This window comes from Rhodococcus sp. 852002-51564_SCH6189132-a, from assembly GCF_001665495.1.
Lineage (GTDB): Bacteria > Actinomycetota > Actinomycetes > Mycobacteriales > Mycobacteriaceae > Rhodococcus > Rhodococcus pyridinivorans.
Genome location: NZ_LZMJ01000016.1, coordinates 1 through 22622, shown reverse-complemented (window position 1 = coordinate 22622; position 22622 = coordinate 1). Strand labels below are relative to the sequence as shown.

The following is a 22622-nucleotide window of genomic DNA, read 5'->3' as shown; positions in this document are numbered from 1 at the left end:
CCGCTCCCCTGTCAGAGCCCGGTTCGCGGTTACTCCGCCGCGAGCCGGGCTTCTCTGTCCGCAGCGCCCAGGGCGTCGAGCAGCGCGTCGAGTTCGCCGTCGAGCACCGCGTCGAGGTTGTGGGACTTGAAACCGATGCGGTGATCGGTGATCCGGTTCTCGGGGAAGTTGTAGGTGCGGATGCGCTCCGAGCGGTCGACGGTCCGGACCTGGCTGGCGCGACCCGCCGACGCCTCGGCCTCGGCCGCCTCTTCGGCCGCCGCCTGCAGGCGCGCCGCGAGGACCTGCATCGCGCGGGCCTTGTTCTGCAGCTGCGAGCGTTCGTTCTGGCAGGTCACCACGATGCCGGTGGGAAGGTGCGTGATGCGCACGGCAGAGTCGGTGGTGTTGACGCCCTGACCGCCCTTGCCGGACGACCGGTAGACGTCGATGCGCAGGTCGCTCTCGTCGATCTGCACCTGCTCGACCTCGTCGGGCTCGGGGTAGACGAAGACGCCCGCCGCGGAGGTGTGCACGCGTCCCTGCGACTCGGTGACGGGCACACGCTGGACGCGGTGCACGCCGCCCTCGAACTTCAGACGGGACCACACGCCGTCGCGCACGTCGGTCCGCGACTTGATCGACAGCGTGACGTCCTTGTAGCCGCCGAGATCGGAGTAGGTGGCACCGAGGACCTCGACGCGCCAACCGGCACGTTCGGCGTAGCGCGTGTACATCCGGGTGAGATCGCCGGCGAACAGGGCGGATTCCTCGCCGCCCTCACCGGACTTGACCTCGAGGACCACGTCGTCGCCGTCGTGCGGGTCGCGCGGGGCGAGCAGGTCGGTGAGCGAGCGGTCGAGCTCGGCGACCTGCGCCTCGAGGTCGTCGACCTCGGACGCGAACGACGAGTCGTCGGCGGCGAGTTCGCGCGCCGCCCCGAGGTCCTCGCGGGCCTGCTTCAGAGCGTTGTAGGTCGACATCACGGGGGCGAGTTCGGCGAACCGCTTACCCACCCGACGCGCTGCAGCAGGATCGTCGTGCAGCGACGGGTCGGACAGCTGCTGCTCCAGACCCGCGTGTTCGGCCAGGATGTCGTCGATGGCCGACGGCTTGGTCTGCCCCGCCATGAGTGTGCTCCGCTCTGATTTCGATCCTTGCAATGAAAAAGCCGACGCCCGGCCTGCACGAGGGCAGTACCGGGCGTCGGCGTGACAGCTAGCTGTCGGAAGCGGCCTTCTTCGGCGCACGCTTGCCGTAGCGAGCCTCGAAGCGCGCGACGCGTCCACCGGTGTCGAGGATCTTCTGCTTGCCGGTGTAGAACGGGTGGCAGTTGGAGCAGACTTCGACGTTGATACGTCCCGACTCCTTGGTGCTGCGCGTCTCGAACGTGTTACCGCAACCGCAGACGACGGTCGTCGTCACGTAGTTGGGGTGGATTCCTGCCTTCATGGTGTCCCTTTCATGGCCGCCGGGTCGCCTTCGCGGGTCGAAGACGTGAACCGGAGCCGGACTGAGCCTGTCGATTATGCCAAACGTAGGGCCCCGGGAAGAAATTCCCCGGGGCGCCGACGTCAGTCGTCGAGTGCCCCCGGTGCGGTCTTCGCCACATTCATGAGGAACTCGATGTTCGTCTTGGACTTCTTGAGCCGGTCGATGAGCAGATCGATCGCCTGGTGCGAATCGAGGCCCGAAAGCACGCGGCGGAGCTTGTGCACCACGGCGAACTCGTCGGGGCTCATGAGCAGTTCGTCCTTGCGGGTACCGGAGGGGTTGACGTCGACCGCCGGGAACACGCGCCGCTCGGCGATCTTCCGGTCGAGCTTGAGCTCGGCGTTACCCGTGCCCTTGAACTCCTCGAAGATCACGGTGTCGCCGGTGGAACCGGTCTCGACCATCGCGGTGGCGATGATCGTGAGCGATCCGCCGTTCTCGATGTTGCGGGCAGCACCGAGGAAACGCTTCGGCGGGTACAGCGCGGTCGAGTCGACACCACCGGAGAGGATGCGTCCGGATGCCGGCGACGAGTTGTTGTACGCGCGGCCGAGACGGGTGATGGAGTCGAGGAGCACCACGACGTCCTGGCCCATCTCCACGAGACGCTTCGCACGCTCGATGGCGAGCTCGGCGACCGAGGTGTGATCCGACGGCGGCCGGTCGAAGGTCGAGGCGATGACCTCGCCCTTCACCGAACGCTGCATGTCGGTGACCTCTTCGGGACGCTCGTCGACGAGCACGACCATCAGGTAGCACTCGGGGTTGTTGACGGCGATCGCGTTCGCGATGTCCTGGAGGACGGTGGTCTTACCGGCCTTCGGCGGCGACACGATGAGTGCGCGCTGACCCTTACCGATCGGCATGACCAGGTCGATCACGCGCGTGGTGAGGATGTTCGGCTGGGTCTCGAGGCGCAGTCGCTGGTTGGGGTACAGCGGCGTGAGCTTGTTGAACTCGGGGCGGCGCTTGGCCGAGTCGACCTCGCGGCCGTTGACGGTGTCGAGGCGGACCAGCGGGTTGAACTTCTGACGCTGGTTGCCCTGCTCACCCTCGCGGGGAACCCGCACGGCGCCGGTGATGGCGTCGCCGCGGCGCAGGCCGTTCTTGCGCACCATGTTCATCGAGACGTACACGTCGTTCGGGCCGGCGAGGTAGCCGGAGGTGCGGACGAACGCGTAGTTGTCGAGGACGTCGAGGATGCCGGCGACCGGCTGCAGGACGTCGTCCTCGCGGATCTCGGGCTCGCGCGAGTCCGAACCGCTCTCGCCACGGTCGCGTCCACGACGACGCTCACGGAAGCGACGACCCCGGCGACCGCGGCCGCCTTCCTCGTCGTCTCCCCCACGGTTGTCCTGGCCCTGGCGCGGACCCTGGTTACCGCCGTCGCGATCGCCGGCGTCCTGGTTGCGATCACCCTGGTTGCGGTCGCGGCGCGAGGAGCCGTCGCCGGAGTTGCGGTCCTGGCCACGCTCGCGCTGCGAGTCGCGATCCTGGCTCTTCTCGCGCTGCGAGTCGCGATCCTGACGGCCGTCCTCGGACGCGTCGGCGCCCTCGGCCTGCTGGCTCTGGTCGGCGTTGTCGCCACCGCGGCGTCCGCGACGGCCACGGCCGCGACGGTTCCCGTCGGATTCGTTGTCGCCGCTGGAGGTCTGGCCGCCCTGCGGCTTCTCCTGCGAGCCCTCGTCGCCGGACTTCACGTCGGCCTTCTGCTCGGCCGGCTCGGCATCGGCCTTCTGCTCGGGTGCGGCGGTCTCGTCGGCGGCGGCACGGCCACGGCGACCGCGGGTGCCACGCGAGGGCGCTCCCTCGGGCTTGTCGGCCGTCTCGGTCTTCGCTGCTGCTTCGGCCTTCTCGGGGGCAGCAATCTTCTCGGCTGCAGGCTGCTCGGCAGGTGCGGCGCCGCCGCCTCCCTGCTTCTCCTTGATCGCAGCGATGAGATCACCCTTGCGCATCCCGGAGGTGCCCTTGATTCCGAGCTCGGCGGCAAGAGTCCGCAACTCGGCAAGCACCATGCCCGAAAGGCCTGCTCCGCGGCGACCGCGCGTGGTCGTCCGGCTACCGGCCTCGGGAATGTCGAGAGCAGGTGTAGTGATCAGGTCCGTATCTGTCACGGAGATCCTTCCTTCCCTCGCTCGCTCCATGCGCAGCAGAGGGTTCGTCCCGCAGATCAGTTCGTCCACTGAGCTGGGATTTGCCGTACGAGTTCAGGGAAAACGAACGGTCGGCACGTCCGCCACCACACCGAAATCCGGTAGGTGCGGTCTGTCCCCCTCCCGGATCCGGGAGCAGGTGAGGATCGATCCAGGCTCGACGCCCCGATGGAGCTGGAGTGATTGCCCTGGAGAATCCGGCGACTGATACGCACGACGTGCGGACACCCCACAGAATAGCGACGATCTGTACGTAGAGCAAGAATCGCCGTGCCGGATGGGACGTGTGTGTTGCACCACCCGTCGACCCCCATCCGGCACCATCCGTCGGTTCCCCAGCACCGCGCGTCGACTCAGTCGACCTGGACGCCCTCGGCGATCTCGAGGTCGAGCACCGTCAGTTCGTCGGCCTCGGCGGCGGCCCGCAGCTCGTCGGGCAACGCGGAGGTCGTGAGCGCGAGCACCGTCGGCCCGGCACCCGAGACAATGGCGGGGATGCCCGCCTCGCGCAGTGCGGCCACCCATTTGGTGGTGAGCGGCAGTGCGGGTGCCCGCTGGGCCTGGTGGAGCAGATCCTGCGTTGCCGGCATCAGCAGCTCGGGTCGCTCGGTGAGCGCGACGACCGCGAGAGCCGCTCGGCTGACGTTGAACGCCGCGTCCCGATGTGGGACGAGTTCGGGCAGCAGGCCCCGGGTGTGGGCCGTGGACGAACGGACCGACGGGACGAAGGCGTATGCCTTGATGTCCGGGTGCACACGCAGGTTCACCGCGCGGTAGGTCCGCTGTTCGGAGTCGACTTCGGCCTCGGTCCACGACACCACTGCCCCACCGAGGACGCTCGCGGAGGCGTTGTCGGGATGGCCCTCGAACTCGGAGGCGAGCTGCACGAGCTGCTCGTCGTCGAGGACGCGCTCGGGAGCGATCTTGCGGACGAGCCCGTTGGCCGCTGCCAGCCCTCCCACCGCCGCCGAGGCGGAGGATCCCAGGCCACGCGAGTGCGGGATGACGTTGTGGCACACGACGTCCAGTCCGTCCGCCCACACACCGGCGGCCTCGAGCCCGCGCTCGACGGCACGGACCACGAGGTGCGAGGGTCCCCACGGAACCTCCTGGGCGCCTTCCCCCTCCACCTTCACGTCGAGCCCGGAAGCCGTTGTGGTGACGGTGATCTCGTCGTACAGACCGAGGGCGAGACCCAGGCAGTCGAAGCCGGGGCCGAGATTCGCGCTCGAAGCGGGAACCCGTGCCGTCACCGAAAGCCCCACGGGCAACGTCTGCGTCATGTCCTGATTCCCAACGGAGGAAGGCGTGGCGGTCAACTCAGGCCAACTCGAGCGCGGAGGCGACCGCGACCGGGTCGACCGGGATGGGCTCGACCACGGGCACGTCGCGCAGGGCCGTATCGGGGTCCTTGAGACCGTTGCCGGTCACGGTGCACACGACCTTCAGGCCCCGCTCGAGCCAGCCTTCCTTGCTCGCGGCGAGCAGACCTGCGATGGAGGCGGCCGAGGCCGGCTCGACGAAGATCGACTCGGACTTCGCGAGCAGCCGGTACGCCTCGAGGATCTCCTCGTCGGTCGCCGCACGGAATGCGCCGTTCGACTCCTCCTTGGCGGCGACCGCGCCGTTCCACGATGCGGGAGCGCCGATGCGGATGGCGGTCGCGATGGTCTCGGGATCCTTCACCGGATGGCCGAGGACGAGCGGCGCGGCACCAGCGGCCTGGACGCCGAGCATGCGCGGGCGGCGCGTGCTGAGGCCGTCGGCGGCGTACTCGCTGTAGCCCTTCCAGTAGGCGGTGATGTTGCCGGCATTGCCGACGGGCAGCACATGCACGTCGGGGGCGTCGCCGAGCGCGTCGACGATCTCGAAGGCGGCAGTCTTCTGGCCCTCGATACGCACCGGGTTCACGGAGTTGACCAGACCGATGGTGGAGAACTCCGCGGTGGTCTTGCGTGCCAGTTCCAGACAGTCGTCGAAGTTGCCCTCGACCTGCACGATCTTCGCGCCGTGCATGACGGCCTGGGCGAGCTTGCCCATCGCGATCTTGCCCTGCGGGACGAGAACCGCGCAGCCGATGCCGGCGCGCGCGGCGTAGGCGGCGGCCGAGGCCGAGGTGTTGCCGGTGGACGCGCACAGCACCGCCTGCTTGCCGGTCGCGAGGGCCTCGGTGACCGCCATGGTCATACCGCGGTCCTTGAACGAGCCGGTGGGGTTGAGACCCTCGACCTTGACATGCACCTCGCAGCCGGTGATCTCCGACAGGCGCGGAGCCGGGAGCAGCGGCGTGCCACCCTCGCGCAGCGTGACCGTCTTCCAGTCGTCACCGATCGGCAGGCGCGAACGGTACGCCTCGATCAGGCCCGGCCACGGCGTGTGTACGGGGGTGGTGTTCTTCTCGGCCGCGCTCATTCGGCGGATCCCTCCAGTCTCAGGACGCTGGTCACAGCGATCACGGATTCGAGTTTGTCGAGCGCTGCGACGGTATCCGCCAGCGCACGGTCGGTGGCTTGATGGGTGAGTACCACCAGACGGGCAGCGTCGCCCGCGCCTTCCTGGCGGACCGCTGCGATGCTCACGCCCCGCGTGGCGAACTCGGCGGCGACCGCGGAGAGCACGCCGGCGCGGTCGGCGACCTTCAGATTGACGTAGTAGCGGGTGAGGATGTCACTCATGGGCGCGATTTCCAGCTGCGCGTACTTCGATTCACGCGGACCACGACCGCCCTGCACCCGATTGCGGGCGGCCATCACGAGATCGCCCATCACGGCGGAGGCGGTGGGGGCGCCACCGGCACCCTGGCCGTAGAACATGAGCCGACCCGAGGACTCCGCTTCGACGACGACGGCGTTGAACGCACCGTTGACCGAGGCCAGCGGGTGCTCGCGGGGCACGAGGGCCGGGTAGACCCGGGCGGACACGCGGTCCTTGCCGTCGACGGACGGGACGCGCTCGCACAGCGCGAGCAGCTTGATCGTGCAGTTGAGCGCGCGCGCCGAGGTGAGGTCGGCGGCGGTGATCGAGGAGATGCCCTCGCGGTAGACGTCGGCGGCCGTCACGCGGGTGTGGAAGGCGATCGACGCGAGGATCGCCGCCTTCGAGGCGGCGTCGAAGCCTTCGACGTCGGCGGTGGGATCGGCCTCGGCGTATCCGAGGCGGCCCGCCTCGGCGAGCGTCTCGCCGTAGTCGGCGCCCGTCTCGTCCATGGCCGAGAGGATGTAGTTCGTGGTGCCGTTGACGATGCCGACGACCCGGTTGACCTTGTCGCCCGCGAGCGACTGGGTAAGCGGGCGGATCACCGGGATCGCGCCGGCCACGGACGCCTCGAAGTACAGGTCGACGTTGCGGGCCTCGGCCACCTCGGCCAGTTCGCCGGTGTAGGCGGCGAGCAGTGCCTTGTTGGCGGTGACGACGGACTTGCCGGCGTCGAGCGCCGTGCGCACGAGCTTGCGGGGCAGTTCGATGCCACCGATGAGCTCGACGACGATGTCGACGTCGTCGCGGCGGATCAGCGCCTCGGCGTTCGTCGTGACCAGTTCCGCGGGAAGACCCCGGTCGCGGGCGGCGTCGCGCACGGCGACGCCCCTCAGCTCGAGGGGGGCACCGATGCGCGCCTCGAGATCCGCGGCGTCCTCGCGGATGATCCGCGCGACCTCGGCACCGACGGTGCCATGTCCGAGAACCGCCACACCCACCGGACGCCGGCCCGAAGCATCGGTCGCCGTTACACTGGTCACTCCGAAACCTCCAAGTTGAGCAGATCTTCGAGGGTCTCGCGGCGCAGCAGAACGCGCGAGACGCCGTCCTTGACCGCCACGACGGCGGGGCGAGGAAGCAGGTTGTACCTGCTCGACATCGAGTAGCAGTATGCACCCGTCGCCGCGACCGCCAGTAAATCACCGGCTGCGACGTCTGCGGGCATCCAAGCGTCGCGGATGACGATGTCGCCGCTCTCGCAGTGCTTGCCGACGACGCGCGAGACCACCGGCTCGGCGTCGCTCACGCGGGAGACGAGGCGCGACTCGTACTCCGCCTGGTACAGCGATGTGCGGATGTTGTCGCTCATGCCGCCGTCGACGCTGATGTAGCGGCGGACGTGCCCGGAACCGACCTCGACGTCCTTGAGGGTTCCCACCTCGTAGAGCGTCACTGTGCCCGGTCCGGCGATGGCGCGGCCCGGTTCGACCGCGAGGGTCGGGGCCGGCAGCCCGGCGAGCGCGGACTCGGTGCGGACGATGTCGCCCAGCTTCGCCGCGAGGTCGGCGACCGGCGGCGGGTCGTCGCTCGGCACGTACGAGATGCCCAGACCACCGCCGAGATCGACGATGTTCATCTGCGAGGTCTTGTCGACACCGAACTCGGCGACGATGTCGCGCAGCAGGCCGATGACGCGGTGGGCGGCCAGTTCGAAGCCGTCGACATCGAAGATCTGCGAGCCGATGTGGCTGTGCAGGCCGACGAGGCGGAGATTGTCGGCCGCGAAGACGCGGCGCACGGCCTGCATGGCGTTGCCACCGGCGAGCGAGAGCCCGAACTTCTGGTCCTCGTGCGCGGTGGAGATGAACTCGTGGGTGTGGGCCTCGACGCCCACGGTCACGCGGATGAGCACGTCCTGGACGACACCGGCCTCACCGGCGACCGCGTCGAGCCGGTCGATTTCGGTGAGCGAGTCGAGCACGATGTGCCCGACCCCGGCGGTCACGGCGGCCTGCAGTTCGCGGACGGACTTGTTGTTGCCGTGCATCGCGATCTTCCCGGCGGGGAATCCGGCGTGCAGGGCCACGGCGAGCTCACCGCCGGACGCGACGTCGAGCGAGAGCCCTTCCTGATGAACCCACCGTGCGATCTCGCTGCACAGGAACGCCTTCGACGCGTAGTGCACCTTCGCCGACGGGCCGAAGGCCTCGGCGATCTCCCGGCAGCGGGAGCGGAAGTCGTCTTCGTCGACGACGAACAGCGGGGTGCCGTACTTCTCGGCGAGCTCGGTCACCGGGATACCGGCGATGCGCATGACGCCGTCCTCGCCGCGCGCGGCATTGCGGGGCCAAACGTGCGGGGCCAGCGCGTTGAGCGCCGTGGTGTCGGCCGGGCGCTCGGGCAGGTTGGGGGCGTGCGGGATCTGGGCGTGACGCGGTCCCGCGGGGTGCGCGTTCACATCCGCTCCGGGGCGGTGACGCCGAGCAGGCCGAGGCCGTTGGCGAGGACCTGGCGTGCGGCCGCGCACAACGCGAGTCGCGCGGTGTGCAGCGGTCCGGCCTCCTCGTCGCCCTGCGGCAGGATCCGGCAGGCGTCGTAGAAGCGGTGGTAGGTGCCCGCGAGTTCCTCGAGATAGCGGGCGACGCGGTGCGGTTCGCGCAGTTCGGCCGCCTTTGCCAGCACCCGGGGGTACTCGCCGAGGGTGCGGATGAGGTCGCCCTCGCGCTCGTGGGTGAGTAGCGAGAAGTCGGCGCCCTCGGCGGTCAGGCCGAGATCGGCGGCGTTGCGCGCGATCGACGACAGTCGTGCGTGGGCGTACTGGACGTAGTAGACCGGGTTCTCGTTCGTGGTGCTCGCCCACAGCTCGAGGTCGATGTCGATGCTCTGGTCCACCGAGGAACGCACGAGCGAGTAGCGGGCGGCGTCGACGCCGATCGCCTCGACGAGGTCGTCGAGGGTGATCACGGTGCCGGCCCGCTTGCTCATCCTCACGGCCTCGCCGCCCCGGACGAGGTTGACCATCTGGCCGATCATCACCTCGACGGTGTCGGGGTCGTCGCCGAACGCCGCCGCGGCGGCCTTCAGACGCGCGATGTAGCCGTGGTGGTCGGCACCGAGCATGTAGATGCACAGGTCGAAGCCGCGCGAGCGCTTGTCCTGGAAGTAGGCGATGTCGCCGGCGATGTAGGCGGCGTTGCCGTCGGACTTGATGACGACACGGTCCTTGTCGTCGCCGTAATCGGTGCTCTTGAGCCACCACGCGCCGTCGTCGAAGTACAGATTGCCCGACGCCTTCAGGGTCTCGACGGCCTTCTCGACGGCTCCGCTCTCGAAGAGGGAGTTCTCGTGGAAGTACACGTCGAAGTCGACGCCGAACTCGTGGAGGGTGCGCTTGATGTGCGCGAACATCAGGTCCACGCCGATCGAGCGGAACGTCTCGTGCCGCTCGTCCTCGGGGAGCTCGAGGGCGTCGGGGCGCTGCTCGAGCACGGAGGAGGCGATGTCGACGATGTACGCGCCGGCGTAGCCGTCCTCGGGGGCGGGCTGTCCGAGTGCGGAGGCGATGAGCGACCGGGTGAAGCGGTCGATCTGCGCGCCGTGGTCGTTGAAGTAGTACTCGCGGGTGACCTCGCCACCCTGGGCGGTGAGGATTCGTCCGAGCGCGTCGCCGACCGCGGCCCAGCGGGTGCCACCGAGGTGGATCGGGCCGGTGGGGTTGGCGGAGACGAACTCGAGGTTGATCCTCGTGTTCGCGAGGTCGCTGCCGGTGCCGTAGGCGGCGCCCTCGGCGAGCACCTTCGCCACGATCGCTCCCTGGGCGTCGGCGGCGAGCCGGATGTTGAGGAAGCCGGGGCCCGCGACCTCGGCGGAGTCGATGCCGTCGGCGGCGGTCAAGGCTTCGGCGAGCCAGGTGGCGAGTTCGCGGGGATTGACGCCGACCTTCTTCGCAACCTGCATCGCGACGTTGGTCGCGTAGTCGCCGTGCTCCGGATTGCGCGGGCGCTCGACGGTGAGGGTCTCGGGAAGAACGGACGCGTCGAGACCACGGTCGGTGAGGACACCGGCGGCGGTTCCGCGGAGCAGCTGAGCAAGGTCGGAGGGAGTCACAGGTGTCCATCCTATTGGCTGGTCGATCGCGGCGCCGACGCTCCCCCTACCGGCAGGTCCGGGCACCGCGCGAGAGCACGCCCGTAGAGTTGTGGGTGTTTGTGCGCCCGATGGGCGCGCGTCCGCCTGTCCACCCGTCGAAAGAGCACACAGCGATGCCCAGCGGTTCGGTTAGTGGCGGCTCCGGTAACAAGAAGACCGGAGCCAAGTCGTCGAAGGCCATTCAGGCCGCCAAGAAGAAGAGCGGCGGCGCTCGCGGGGTCCCCGCGCAGCGTCAGATCCCGTGGTTGACGATCGGCGGCGTGGCCCTGGTCGTCGTGCTGGTCGCCGTGATCGCTGTGAGCCTGATCCCGAAGTATCAGAACCAGCAGGAGATGTCGGCGTGGACGCCGTCGGAGTCCAACCAGGACCCGTCGGACGACATCGAGGGCGTGCTGAAGATGGAGTACCCGGCCGGTGTGCACGTCGCGCCGGGCCAGCGCGTCGCGTACGACCAGTCGCCGCCGTTCGGTGGCCCTCACGACTCCGTCTGGGCGACCTGCACCGGAACGGTCTACGAGCAGCCTGTGCGGAACGAGAACATGGTGCATTCGCTCGAGCACGGCGCCGTGTGGGTGGCATACAACCCCGATCTGCTCGACGACGCCGCGGTCGACACGCTCCGCGCGAAGGTCGACGGCCGCACCTACATGGTGATGTCACCGTATCCGGGACTCGAGGCTCCCGTCTCACTGCAGTCGTGGGGTCACCGGCTCGAGGTCGACAGCGTCGACGACGAGCGCATCGACCAGTTCATCAGCGCGCTGCGCCTGAACCAGTACACCTACCCCGAGGTGGGTGCGAGCTGCTCGACGATCCCCGGTTCGTTCGATCCGGCGAACCCGCCGGCCTTCGACGCCTCCGAGCCCGGCCCCGACGCGGTGCCGATGAACGCGGAGACCGCGGGCGACATGCAGCAGGCACCGGCCGGGAGCTGACGATGAGCGAGACCTCCTCGGACATCTCCACCCCCGAGCGCGGTGGGCACAACCGGCTGCTGCTGGTGCTGCTCACCGTCGCTGCGGTCACCGTCGGTTTCCTCGCGGGGTTCCTGTCCCGGATCCCCTTCGAGGACTCCGCGCAGGCGGCGCCGGAGGCCGGCTCGGTGGACGTCGGATTCGCGCAGGACATGATCGTGCACCACGACCAGGGCGTCGAGATGGCCGCCGTGGTGGTCTCCAACTCGGAGGACGATCGGATCCGCAACATCGCGTACGACATCCTCACCACCCAGCAGAACCAGATCGGTCAGATGCAGGGCTGGTTGTCGCTGTGGGGACAGCCGGCGCTGCCGACGGGCGAGTACATGGAGTGGATGACCGAGACGGAGACGGGTCACGGACACGGTGATCACGGTGCGACCGCCGAGTCCGAGGATTCGGACGGCTCGCACCTGATGCCGGGGATGGCGACCTCCGAGGATCTCGCGAATCTCCGGGCCGCTCGCGGTCCCGAACTGGACGTGCTCTTCCTTCAGCTGATGCTGCGCCACCACGAGGGTGGTCTGCCGATGATGGAGTACGGCGAGCAGTACGCGAGCACCTCGGCAGTGCGCAATCTGGCGGGCACGATGGTCGCGACGCAGCAGGGTGAGTCGGACCTGATGAGGTCGCTGCTCGCCGAGCGCGGCGCCGAACCGCTGCCCCTCAACTGAGTCTTCGCGCGGGCGAACCCCGACTTCGGGCCGAAAACCGGCTCTGACCTGGCGATGTGGAGTTGAGCGTTCGATGCGCTAGGCTAACTCCCGCACCTCCGGTCATCCGGTGGTCCGGATGCCCTCGTAGCTCAGGGGATAGAGCGCTTGCCTCCGGAGCAAGAAGTCGCAGGTTCGAATCCTGCCGAGGGCACCACGAAGGCTCCGCTTCTCATGAAGCGGGGCCTTCAGGTGTTCCAGGGCCTTCGGTGTCCCAGAGGCCGGTCAGTTTCCGGTGGTGAAGGGTGTGGGATCGAAGTAGTCGCGGCAGGCCGCGATCTTCCCGTCGACGATCTCGAAGACGCCTGTGACGGGCAGCTCGATCGTCCGGCCGTTCATCGTGAACACATCGGTGCGTTCGTTGAGCACGACGTTGCCGGAGACCGCCTGGTGGTGGATGCGGTAGTCGATGGCCCCGAAGGACGTCACGAAGCCCACGATGTACTTCTCGATCGCCGCGCGGCCGCGGATCGGTTCCATCGGGATGTTGTGGAAGACCGCATCCTCGGCGAAGAAGGCCGCGAGCTCGGCAGGATCGGGATCGGCCCAGCGACGGCAGAACTCGGTGACCAGCTCGTCGGGGCTCATCGGGTCTGCACGCGCGCGAAGCGGGCGGGTTCCGTACCGGGCACGCGACGGACCCGTCCCCGCTCGATGAGCTGCCTGACGTGCGCCGAGCCCTCTGCGAGCGCCATCCGCTTGCCGTGCAAGGGAGTCTCGTCCCACGGCCGGTACCAGCGCATGCGGGCGGTGGCCTCCCACAGCGTGAGTTCCTCGTCGCCGAACGCGTCGTAGAGATCGTCGAGGCGCTGGTCGTGATGGGCGATCAATTCGCCGACGCGGTGCGGCAGGTCGTCGATCTGCTGCCGGTGCGCGGGCAGTGCGCGTCGCACGGGCAGGCCGGCGACCGCGCGCAGCGAGTCGAGGTACTCCCCCAGCGCGTCGCGTTGCGGCAGAGGGAAATCGAACTCGCCGACGTGCGGGGTCGTGGTCGCGAGGACGTGGTCGCCGCTGAACAGCACGCCGTGTTCCTCGAGCAGGAAACACGCGTGGCCCGCGGTGTGGCCGGGGGTCAGCACGGTGCGCAGGGATCGTCCCGTCAGCGGGATCGTCTCGTCGGCACCGAGTTTGCGGTCGGGCAGCGCGTCGGGACGGCCGACCGCCGGTACGAGGGTGGCCAGCGACTCCTCGATCGCGTCCTCGGGTGCCCCTGCGCGGCGCAGCAGTTCGGCTTCCTGGGGACGGCGATCGTCGTCGGAGAGCATGACCTCGAGGTGGGCGAAGTCGGCCTCGTTCATCGCGACCCAGCACCCGGAGGCCTCCCGGATGCGTCCGGTGAGCCCGACGTGGTCGGGATGGAAGTGGGTGACCACCACGCCCTCGACGTCGGTGACCGACAGGCCCGCGGTGGCCAGGCCGTCCTGCAGCGCCGCCCACGACCGGTCGTCGTTCCAGCCGACGTCGACGAGGACGACGCCACGCGGGGATTCCATCACGTAGACCTGGGTGTCGCCGACCGGCAGGTCCGCCACCGGGACGGGAACGACGTGGATGCCGTCCCCGATATCACGCGCTTCGGCCATGGTGATGCCTCTCGATCATGGTGACTTTCGTTCGAAAGCTACAACAATGAATTCAACTATTGCCCTGCGCGGGCTCGATGATCGCCACGATCGATCGGATCTCCCCCGCCGGGATGTCGAAGTGCTCGGTCACGGCGACCGACGTCTCGGCGCCCGGACCTGCTGCGATGTCCAGGACGAACCGCGCGACGACACTGTGGTGCCATTCGCGGAACTGCAGGTCGCGGACGCGGCGGATGGGCCGGTATTCCGGGCCGTTCTCGAGGCGGTCGCGGATCTCGATGCCGCTGTCGCCGGTGCGTTCCCCGTTCTCGACCCGCCAGGCGTCCTCGGCGAGCCGGACGTGGGACGCGTCGTGGCTGACCAGGGATCGGATGTATGCGCGTGCCATCGCGGCGCGGGGGCTGTCGGTCGGCCCGGTGGCGTGCGCGGCCAGCGCGGACATCACCTCCGGTGCCCAGTCTGCGCGGCAGATCACGAGGTCGGGCAGATACGGGTGCGGCCGGTTGTATTCGAGTTCGCTGCCGTCGATCCGCGCGCAGTGCAGACCCGCAGCGCGCGCGACCGCGACCGGCGCCGCCGAATCCCACTCCCACTGACCTCCGGCGTGGATGTAGGCGTCGGCCTCCCCGCGGACCACCGCCATGGCCTTGGCACCGGCCGACCCCATCCGGATCAGATCGGCACCGAGATCGCGGGCCAGATCGAAGACGAAGGCGGGCGGCCTGCTCCCGCTGATGACGATGCGGGGGCGACGGCGGGCCGGCCGCGGCGCCGGGACCGGATCTGCGGTGCTGTGGACGACACCGATCGCCGGTTGCGCGACCGCGGCGGCGGTGAGCCCTCGTCCTGCCTCCCAGAGCGCGATGTGGACCGCCCAGTCGACATGGTCGGGCATCCCGTACTCCTTCGACCCGTCGAGCGGGTCGATGATCCAGACGCGGTCGGCGCCGACCCGGGCCGGATCGTCCGCGGATTCCTCCGAGAGCACCGCGTCGCCGGGCCGCGCGGTCGCCAGCCGTTCGAGGATGTAGGTGTTGGCGGCGTGGTCGCCGCGCCGGCCCAGCTCGCGCCCGGTAAGGGCATCCGATTCGATGGCGCGGACCGTGAGCAGCAGTTCACCTGCGCCGGAAGTCGTCTCGGCCGCGAGCCGAGCGTCGTCGCTGTTGTCGTGCGTCATGGCCTCAACAATTCCACGACGAGGCCCGCCTGCACGGCAGGCGTGCCGTCGTGGGGGCGCACGACCAGCTCGGGATCGGACGGTGGTTCGTAGGGATCATCGACGCCGGTGAAACCGGTGATCTCACCGGCACGTGCCCGCGCGTACATGCCCTTCGGGTCGCGGGCCTCGCAGTCGGCGAGCGGCGTATCGACGAAGACCTCGACGAACCGGATCCCGGACTCCTCGTGCTGCCGGCGGATGCGGTCGCGGTCCTGACGGTAGGGACTGATGAGCGCGCAGATCGCGACGAGTCCGGCGTCGGCCATCAGCTGTGCGACCGCACCGACGCGGCGGACGTTCTCCGCGCGGTCCTCCGGACCGAAGCCGAGGTCGGCGTTGAGGCCGTGCCGGAGGTTGTCGCCGTCGAGGCGGTAGGCGGGGATGCCCTCGGCGAGCAGTCGTCGTTCGAGTTCGACGGCGAGGGTGGACTTGCCGGAGGCGGACAGCCCGGTGAGCCATACCGTCGCCCCGGCCCTCCCCCGTTCGGGCCGTGAGACCGCCGCCGAGTGCCAGACCACCGCCGTGTCGGCGAGTGTCGGGCCGGTGATCGTTCCGGCCGCGACGGTGTTGCCGGTGCGTTCGTCGACGAGCACGAAGCTTCCGGTGGTGCGGTTGCGCCGGTAGGGGTCGAACAGCAGCGGCTGTTGCGTCCACAATTGCACGCGGCCGATCTCGTTGAGACCGAGCGTCGTCGCGGCCTCGTCGCGGTGCAGGCTGTTGACGTCGAGGCGGTAGTCCAGCCGCGCGACCCGCGCGGTGGTCGAGCGCGTGGTGTGCAGCAGGGCGTAGCGGGCGTCCGGATCGAGGGCGGAGCGTTCGTCGAACCAGCACACCATGGCGTCGATCTCGTGGCCGACGAGCGGACGATTGTTGGGGCGGCACAGCATGTCGCCGCGTCCGACGTCGAGGTCGTCCTCGAGTTCGACGCACACCGCCGCACCGGCGAAGGCGTGCTCGAGTTCCGTCCCGCCCGGCCCCCACAACGTTCGCACCCGCGTTCCGAAACCGGAAGGGAGAACGACCACCTCATCGCCGGGCGCGAATCCGCCGGCGGCGACCGTCCCGGCGTAGCCGCGGAAGTCGCGGTGCTCACCCTCGCCCGGCCGGATGACGTACTGCACGGGCAGTCGGGCATCGATGAGGTTGGTGTCCGACGCGATGTGGACCTGTTCGAGATGGTGCAGCAGCGAAGTCCCCTCGTACCACGGCATGTTCGCGGTGCGGGAGACGACGTTGTCGCCGTGCAGGGCGGAGACGGGAACGAAGGCGAGGTCGGGCATGTCGAGCTTCGCCGCGAGATTCCGGAACTCGTCGCAGATCTCGTCGAACCGGCTCTGCGACCAGTCCACCAGGTCCATCTTGTTGATGCACAGCACCACGTGCCGCACCCCGAGCAGCGACGCGAGAAAGGCGTGCCGGCGGGTCTGCTCGACGATGCCGTTGCGGGCGTCGACGAGGACGAGTGCCAGGTCTGCGGTGGACGCCCCGGTGACCATGTTGCGCGTGTACTGCTCGTGACCGGGAGTGTCGGCGATGACGAATGTTCTGTGCGCCGTGGCGAAATAGCGATAGGCGACGTCGATCGTGATGCCCTGTTCGCGTTCGGCGCGCAGGCCGTCGGTGAGCAGCGCGAGATCGGCGCGGTCGGCGCCGCGGTCGAGGCTCGTGCGGGTCACCGCCTCGAATTGGTCCTCGAAGACGGCCTTCGAGTCGAACAGCAATCGGCCGATGAGCGTGGACTTGCCGTCGTCGACGCTGCCGGCGGTGGCGATGCGCAGCAGGTGGGACATCAGAAATAGCCTTCCCTCTTGCGGTCTTCCATTCCGGCGTCGGAGATCCGGTCGTCCGCCCGCGTGGCGCCGCGTTCGGTGACCCTGCTGGCGGAGACCTCGGTGACCACCTCGTCCGCGGTGGTGGCGGCGGATTCGACGCAGCCGGTGCACGTCGCGTCACCGACGGTGCGGAACCGGACGAGACTCTCGCGCGGAGTCTCCCCGGGGAGGAGGGTAAGAAAACGGTTGTGCGCGAGCAGCATTCCGTCGCGCTCGATCACCGGTCGCCGGTGGGCGTAGTACAGGGACGGCAGGTCGACGCCCTCGTCGCGGATGTAGCGCCAGATGTCGAGTTCGGTCCAGTTGGACAGCGGGAAGACCCGCATGTGTTCGCCGCGGCGGTGCCGGCCGTTGTACAGCTGCCACAGTTCGGGTCGCTGCGCCTTCGGGTCCCACTGCCCGAACTCGTCGCGCAGGCTGAAGACGCGTTCCTTCGCGCGGGCCTTCTCCTCGTCGCGACGAGCACCCCCGAAGACGGCGTCGAATCCCCCTTCCCGCAACGCGCGCAGGAGGGTTCCGGTCTGCAGCCGGTTGCGGGTCGCGTGCGGTCCGTCGTCCTCGACGGCACGCCCGGCATCGATGTCGTCCTGCACCGAGGCGACGATCGACCGGATCCCCAGGCGCTCGACGGTGCGGTCGCGGAAGTCGATCACCTCGTCGAAGTTGTGCCCGGTGTCGATGTGCAGGACGGGGAACGGCAGCGGCGCCGGCCAGAACGCCTTGGCCGCGAGGTGGAGCATCACCGCGGAGTCCTTACCACCCGAGAACAGCAGGACGGGACGGGAGAAGGTCGCGGCGACCTCGCGGAAGATGTGCACGGACTCGGCTTCGAGCGCACCGAGCAGCGAAAGTTCGTAGGTCGGTGGTCGTTGCGGTGGCACCGTGGTCACTCGCGCCCCTCTCACCCGGCTCGGTACACATGTGTACCGATGCGGTCGAAGATTACTCCGCAACAGTAGAACGAGTTTCAATTCCAGGTCAACGGGTGGTCTCCGCAGCCCTCCGTCAGCGCGGTGGCCGGTGTCCGCCGAGATCCGCGGTGATCGCATCCGCGACCGCCACGAGTGCCGCGCCGTACCGTTCGATCCCGGCGGCGTCCACCTCCCGCTCGAGGTTCAGCGTGAGCACGAGCGACTGGTGGCCGTCGGGATCGTAGGCCGGGGCGGCCACGAGGTTGACCGCCCGCTTCTCCCCCGCGGCGAAGGCGTCGGGCAGCAGCACGCGCTCGCCGGGGCTGGCCACGAGTTCCGCCAGCATCTCCCTCATCTCGGGCGCGAGGTCGTGCGAGACCACTCCCGCCATGAGCGCGTACAGGCGACGGCCGCCGGGAGTGAGGGACTCCGCCAGATAACCTGTCCGGCGACATTCGGTGACGATCCGCCACAGCTCGTCGCGGTCGACGGTCACGGGCAGGGTCGGCTCTCGCCGCAGCCACTGTTCGATGCGCTCGTCGGTGTCCCACAGCACGTACATCAGCCCCACCGGGGGCGCGAAGGGGTACACCTCCCCCACGCGTGCCGCCGCGGCCGTGCCGTGGCCACCGATGACGTCGAGCACCGCGATCCGGTCGCCGACGACCGCCGACGCAGAGCACATCACAGCGAACTCCTCGGAGAGGGCGGCGAGATGCCGGTGGGCGACCGGCCCGGACGCGAAGCCGCGCTGGGCTGCGCGTCCCGCGACGATCAGTGCCGGCCCGAGACCGTAGGTCTTGTCGACGGGGTCGCGGATCAGATAACCCGCGTCGGCGAGCACGGTGAGGATGCCCAAGCAGGTGGGCTTGCTCAGATCGAGTTCGCGCGCCAGTTCCGACAGTCCGAACCGGACGCCGGGTCGCGCGACGAGGTGGTCGAGGACCTGCACGACGCGTTCCGTGGGCGGCGACCGGCGGGCGGCTCCCGCCCCGGCGGTCGGCTTCCCGAGTGTCTCGGTCTCGCGACGAGCCATTGACCCTCCCTGGAACACGTTCTACTCTCGGCGCAACGGAAGACTACCGCAGCGGTACATATTTGGACCACAGGAGATCGTAGTGCTCACCGATCCGCTCACCGCGGCGATAGCCGAGGCCGAGAAGCTCGTCGCCACAGCCCCGCACATCCGCACCGAACAGGACCTCGTCGAGGGATACGGATATCTGGCGGGCGGGATCTCGGCGTGCATCCACGCCACCTTCGCGTACAGCCGATCCCATCCGGTCTTCGTCACCGGCACCGGCCCCTACGCGAAGATGGGCCTCGACAATCCCGACACCCTGTACTGGGGCGCATCGATCCGCGACGACGCCGAGTACGTCGTCACCGGGCGCCGCGGCACGACCTGCGATCTCAGTTTCCAGGTGCTGGCCGGCAACTACACCGACGCCGAGGTGCCCGGCAACGTCACGGCCTTCGACGACCGCGCGTTGACCATCGCCGACGACGGCACCTTCCAGCTGCGGTTCGGACCCGGCCCACGAGACCCGGAACGTAACTACTTCCCGCTCGCGCCCGGCTCGTCGCAGCTCGTGGTCCGCGAGGTCTACAGCGACTGGACGCAGCGCCGCGGCATGCTGAGCATCCACCGGCTCGACAGTCTCGGCACCCCGGCACCCGAACCCACCCACCAGGACGCGGTCACCCGTTACGAACGCGCCGGTCGCGCACTGGTCTCGCGGGTGAAGACCTGGCTGCAGTTCCCCGAGTGGTTCTACCTGAAGCTGCCGGTGAACAGGGTCACCGAGCCGCGCCGCACCCCAGGTGGTCTCGACACGCAGTACTCATCCGTCGGGCACTACGAACTCGGCGACGACGAGGCGATGGTCCTGACCCTCCCGGCGAGCGACGCGCCCTATCTGGGCTTCCAGATCGGCAGCCTCTGGTACATCTCCCTGGACTACATCCACCACCAGACCTCCCTGAACAACAGTCAGGCGCAGGTCGATCCCGACGGGATGGTCCGGATCGTGGTCTCGGCCCGCGATCCGGGGCTGACCAATTGGGTCGAGACCCTCGGCCGCAGCCGCGGGATCCTGCAGTTCCGCTGGCAGCGCCTCGATCGCGAACTCACCGCAGCCGACGGCCCGACCGCCGAGGTGGTGCCGTTCGACCGGCTCTCCGAGGTCCTGCCCTTCCACGATTCGAACCGCATCACTCCCGAGGCCTGGGCGCAGCGCATCGCGGACCGTCAGCGGGGCGTCGCCGATCGGATGCTCGCATGAGCGCGGCAGCGGGACTGCTCCGCGACCGCGTCGTCGTGATCTCCGGTGTCGGCCCGGGACTGGGGCGCACCCTCGCGCTGCGGTGCGCCGAACACGGCGCCGACGTGGTGCTCGCCGCCCGGACCCGGGAGCGGCTCGAGAAGGTTGCAGCGGAAGTCGAGAGCACGGGCCGCCGGGCCCTGGTCGTGCCCACCGACATCACCGACGACGAGTCCGCCGCCGCCCTTGTCGAGTCTGCGGTCTCGGAGTTCGGTGGTGTCGACGTGCTCGTCAACAACGCGTTCTCCGTTCCGTCGATGAAACTGTTGGCGCGCACCGACTTCCAGCAGATCCGGGACAGCGTGGAGCTCACCGTCCTCGGCGCGCTGCGGCTCACGCAGTTGTTCACCCCCGCCCTCGCCGAGTCGGCCGGCGCGGTGGTCAACATCAATTCGATGGTGCTGCGGCACTCCCAGGAACGTTACGGCAGTTACAAACTCGCGAAGTCCGCGTTGCTGGCGATGTCGCAGTCCCTGGCGACGGAACTCGGACCGCAGAGAATCCGGGTGAACTCCGTTGCACCGGGGTACATCTGGGGGCCGATCCTGCAGGGGTACTTCGAACACCAGGCGGGAAAGTACGGCACCACCGTCGAACAGATCTACGAGCACACCGCCGCCACCTCCGATCTGAAGCGTCTCCCGACAACCGAGGAAATCGCGGATGCGGTGATCTTCCTGGCCTCGCCGATGGCGTCGGCGATCACCGGCCAGTGCCTCGACGTCAACTGCGGCGAATACCACCACTGAACGGGAAAGCACATGAGCGAACGCACCACCGTCGGCAGCGTCGAGGATCTGCACGCTTCCGCGACCCGCCTGACGGGCCTGACCGATTTCGGCGACGACGACTACCGTGACGGGCTCGAGGTCCTGCTCGAGTCGTATGCGCGGGACGAGAAGCTCACCCCGCTCGGCAGCAAGATGTCACGGGTCTTCCTGCGCGGCGCCCTCGTGGCGCGGTTGCTGTCGGAATCTGCCTGGTCTGCCCATCCCGAGCACGCGGACGTCCCGGTCACCCGGCCGATCTTCGTCACCGGCCTGCCCCGTACCGGCACGACGGCACTGCACCGCCTACTCGCCGCGGATCCCGCCCATCAGGGGCTCGAGATGTGGCTGACCGAGATGCCGCAACCGCGACCTCCTCGCGAGACCTGGGCGGAGAATCCGGTCTTCGCCGGGATCGAGGCCGGATTCGCACAGCACCACGTCGAGCATCCCGAATTCATGGGTGTGCACTACATGTCGGCCGCCGAGGTCGAGGAATGCTGGCAGTTGCTGCGCCAGTCGTTCCGCTCGATCTCCTACGAGTGCCTGGCCCACCTGCCCACCTATTCGCAGTGGCTCGCGGAGCAGGACTGGACCGCGGCCTATGCCCGGCACCGGAGGAATCTGCAGCTCATCGGACTGCCGGACGCCGACAAGCGTTGGGTGCTCAAGAATCCCAGTCATCTGTTCGCACTGGACGAACTGCTCACGGTGTATCCGGACGCGCTCGTCGTCGTCACCCATCGAGATCCGCGCACCGTGATCCCGTCGGTGTGCAGCCTCGCGGCGCAGGCCACAGAGGGATGGTCCGACGCGTTCGTCGGTGAGACGATCGGGCGCAGCCAGCTCGACCTCTGGGCACGGGGTTTCGATCATTTCACCGAGGTGCGCCGCCGGCACGATCCCGCCCGTTTCGTCGACGTGGACTACCGGGATTTCGTCGCCGATCCACTCGGCACCGTCGGCGGCCTGTACGACCGGTTCGGTCTGCCGTTCACCGCGGAGGCCGAACGCGCGATGGCCGACCTGCACGAAGAAAGCCGCAGCGGGGCAAGGAAACCCGCGCACCGGTACACGCTCGAGGAGTTCGGGCTGAGTGTGGGCGAGGTCGACGAACGTTTCCGCGACTACGCGTACCGCTGAACCCGGCAGGAAAGGCACCGGAAACCGGTGTGCCCTGGCTACCTGCGCGTTCGTCCGTGGGATGATGGAGGCATGCCCGCACCACTCCCCCTCGACCCCATCGCCGAAGCCCACCGCCAGTGGACCGCCCACGGCTGGGGCGAAGTCGCGGACGGCATGGCCGCGGTCACCTCGGTGATGCGGGCACAGCAGATCATGATGGCGCGGGTCGAGGAGGTGCTCAAGCCCTTCGGCCTGACCTTCGCCCGCTACGAACTGCTCACGCTGCTGCATTTCACCAGGTCGGGAGCATTGCCGATGGCGAAGGCCAGCGCGCGCCTGCAGGTGCACCCCACCAGCGTCACCAATGCCGTCGACCGGCTCGAGAAGGCCGGACTGGTCCGGCGTACCCCGCATCCGAGCGATCGACGGGCCACACTCATCGAACTCACCGACGAGGGACGGGCATTGGCGATCCAGGCGACGGAGAAGCTCAACACGGAGGTCTTCGCCCGGCCCGGCATTCCGGAGGAGCACATCGACACACTGCTGCGCATCATCGCGACGATGCGGCACGACGCCGGCGACTTCGACACCGGCGGTGCGCCTTCCAAGTGGTGAGGCGCGAGAGATTGCCGGAGAAACGAGGAGGGGCGCCCCCGGGGGGGGCGCCCGGGGGGGGGGGGGGGGGGGGGGGGG

General features: G+C 68.8%; 20 protein-coding genes and 1 tRNA gene. 7 read left to right on the top strand and 14 right to left on the bottom strand.

The features are described 5' to 3' along the window. Window positions 1-29: 29 nt before the first annotated feature. From prfA to argS, 8 genes are all read right to left on the bottom strand, one after another. A complete protein-coding gene (prfA, locus tag A5767_RS03435) occupies window positions 30-1109 on the bottom strand; it encodes a peptide chain release factor 1 (RefSeq protein ID WP_064851649.1) in 1080 nt (359 codons plus the stop codon). Between the two features lie 88 nt (window positions 1110-1197). Continuing rightward, a complete protein-coding gene (gene rpmE, locus A5767_RS03430) occupies window positions 1198-1431 on the bottom strand; it encodes a 50S ribosomal protein L31 (RefSeq protein ID WP_006552583.1) in 234 nt (77 codons plus the stop codon). Window positions 1432-1553: 122 nt separating this feature from the next. Then, window positions 1554-3587, bottom strand: coding sequence for a transcription termination factor Rho (rho, locus tag A5767_RS03425; protein WP_082937584.1), 2034 nt, complete (start codon window positions 3585-3587; stop codon window positions 1554-1556). A 392-nt stretch (window positions 3588-3979) separates the two neighbouring features. Continuing rightward, a complete protein-coding gene (gene thrB / locus A5767_RS03420) occupies window positions 3980-4909 on the bottom strand; it encodes a homoserine kinase (RefSeq protein ID WP_064851647.1) in 930 nt (309 codons plus the stop codon). 37 nt (window positions 4910-4946) lie between these two features. Next, window positions 4947-6038 carry a threonine synthase gene (thrC, locus tag A5767_RS03415; RefSeq protein ID WP_006552580.1) on the bottom strand — a complete coding sequence of 364 codons (1092 nt, stop codon included), beginning with the start codon at window positions 6036-6038 and terminating at the stop codon, window positions 4947-4949. Further along, window positions 6035-7321, bottom strand: coding sequence for a homoserine dehydrogenase (locus tag A5767_RS03410; RefSeq protein WP_006552579.1), 1287 nt, complete (start codon window positions 7319-7321; stop codon window positions 6035-6037). The genes thrC and A5767_RS03410 overlap by 4 nt, the downstream gene beginning before the upstream one ends. 38 nt (window positions 7322-7359) lie before the next feature. Next, window positions 7360-8781: a diaminopimelate decarboxylase gene (gene lysA / locus A5767_RS03405; RefSeq protein ID WP_064851646.1), complete on the bottom strand. Its 1422-nt coding sequence runs from the start codon at window positions 8779-8781 to the stop codon at window positions 7360-7362. Next, window positions 8778-10430 (bottom strand): arginine--tRNA ligase, encoded by a 1653-nt coding sequence (gene argS / locus A5767_RS03400; protein WP_006552577.1) that lies wholly within the window; start codon window positions 10428-10430, stop codon window positions 8778-8780. The genes lysA and argS overlap by 4 nt, the downstream gene beginning before the upstream one ends. Window positions 10431-10585: 155 nt before the next feature. Between argS and A5767_RS03395 the strand changes: the two genes are divergently transcribed. From A5767_RS03395 to A5767_RS03385, 3 genes are all read left to right on the top strand, one after another. Continuing rightward, window positions 10586-11407 (top strand): DUF3105 domain-containing protein, encoded by an 822-nt coding sequence (locus A5767_RS03395; RefSeq protein WP_064851645.1) that lies wholly within the window; start codon window positions 10586-10588, stop codon window positions 11405-11407. 2 nt (window positions 11408-11409) lie between these two features. Then, window positions 11410-12123, top strand: coding sequence for a DUF305 domain-containing protein (locus tag A5767_RS03390; protein WP_006552575.1), 714 nt, complete (start codon window positions 11410-11412; stop codon window positions 12121-12123). Between the two features lie 120 nt (window positions 12124-12243). Next, window positions 12244-12319: transfer RNA gene (locus A5767_RS03385), tRNA-Arg, on the top strand. A gap of 68 nt (window positions 12320-12387) precedes the next feature. Here A5767_RS03385 and A5767_RS03380 read toward each other — a convergent pair. The 6 genes from A5767_RS03380 to A5767_RS03355 all read right to left on the bottom strand — a co-directional run bounded on the left by A5767_RS03380 (window position 12388) and on the right by A5767_RS03355 (window position 18746). Next, window positions 12388-12750 carry a nuclear transport factor 2 family protein gene (locus A5767_RS03380; protein WP_006552574.1) on the bottom strand — a complete coding sequence of 121 codons (363 nt, stop codon included), beginning with the start codon at window positions 12748-12750 and terminating at the stop codon, window positions 12388-12390. After that, window positions 12747-13745 (bottom strand): MBL fold metallo-hydrolase, encoded by a 999-nt coding sequence (locus A5767_RS03375; RefSeq protein WP_024103693.1) that lies wholly within the window; start codon window positions 13743-13745, stop codon window positions 12747-12749. The genes A5767_RS03380 and A5767_RS03375 overlap by 4 nt, the downstream gene beginning before the upstream one ends. Window positions 13746-13797: 52 nt before the next feature. Beyond that, window positions 13798-14925: a 3'(2'),5'-bisphosphate nucleotidase CysQ gene (locus A5767_RS03370; RefSeq protein WP_064851644.1), complete on the bottom strand. Its 1128-nt coding sequence runs from the start codon at window positions 14923-14925 to the stop codon at window positions 13798-13800. Further along, complete coding sequence (gene cysC, locus A5767_RS03365; protein WP_064851643.1) at window positions 14922-16757, bottom strand: adenylyl-sulfate kinase; 1836 nt, start codon at window positions 16755-16757, stop codon at window positions 14922-14924. Before cysC ends, A5767_RS03370 begins: the two co-directional genes overlap by 4 nt. Then, entirely contained in the window at window positions 16757-17689 is a 933-nt protein-coding gene (gene cysD / locus A5767_RS03360) for a sulfate adenylyltransferase subunit CysD (protein WP_039587744.1), read from the bottom strand. The genes cysC and cysD overlap by 1 nt, the downstream gene beginning before the upstream one ends. A gap of 115 nt (window positions 17690-17804) precedes the next feature. After that, on the bottom strand, window positions 17805-18746 hold the full coding sequence (locus A5767_RS03355) for an IclR family transcriptional regulator (protein ID WP_006552568.1): 942 nt from the start codon (window positions 18744-18746) through the stop codon (window positions 17805-17807). Between the two features lie 82 nt (window positions 18747-18828). Here A5767_RS03355 and A5767_RS03350 point away from each other — a divergent pair, with 82 nt between their 5' ends. The 4 genes from A5767_RS03350 to A5767_RS03335 all read left to right on the top strand — a co-directional run bounded on the left by A5767_RS03350 (window position 18829) and on the right by A5767_RS03335 (window position 22544). Continuing rightward, complete coding sequence (locus tag A5767_RS03350) at window positions 18829-19995, top strand: hypothetical protein (RefSeq protein WP_064851642.1); 1167 nt, start codon at window positions 18829-18831, stop codon at window positions 19993-19995. After that, window positions 19992-20783 carry an SDR family oxidoreductase gene (locus A5767_RS03345; RefSeq protein WP_064851641.1) on the top strand — a complete coding sequence of 264 codons (792 nt, stop codon included), beginning with the start codon at window positions 19992-19994 and terminating at the stop codon, window positions 20781-20783. The genes A5767_RS03350 and A5767_RS03345 overlap by 4 nt, the downstream gene beginning before the upstream one ends. 12 nt (window positions 20784-20795) lie before the next feature. After that, entirely contained in the window at window positions 20796-21944 is a 1149-nt protein-coding gene (locus A5767_RS03340; protein WP_064851640.1) for a sulfotransferase family protein, read from the top strand. 72 nt (window positions 21945-22016) lie between these two features. After that, a complete protein-coding gene (locus A5767_RS03335) occupies window positions 22017-22544 on the top strand; it encodes a MarR family winged helix-turn-helix transcriptional regulator (RefSeq protein ID WP_006552564.1) in 528 nt (175 codons plus the stop codon). Window positions 22545-22622: the final 78 nt, after the last annotated feature.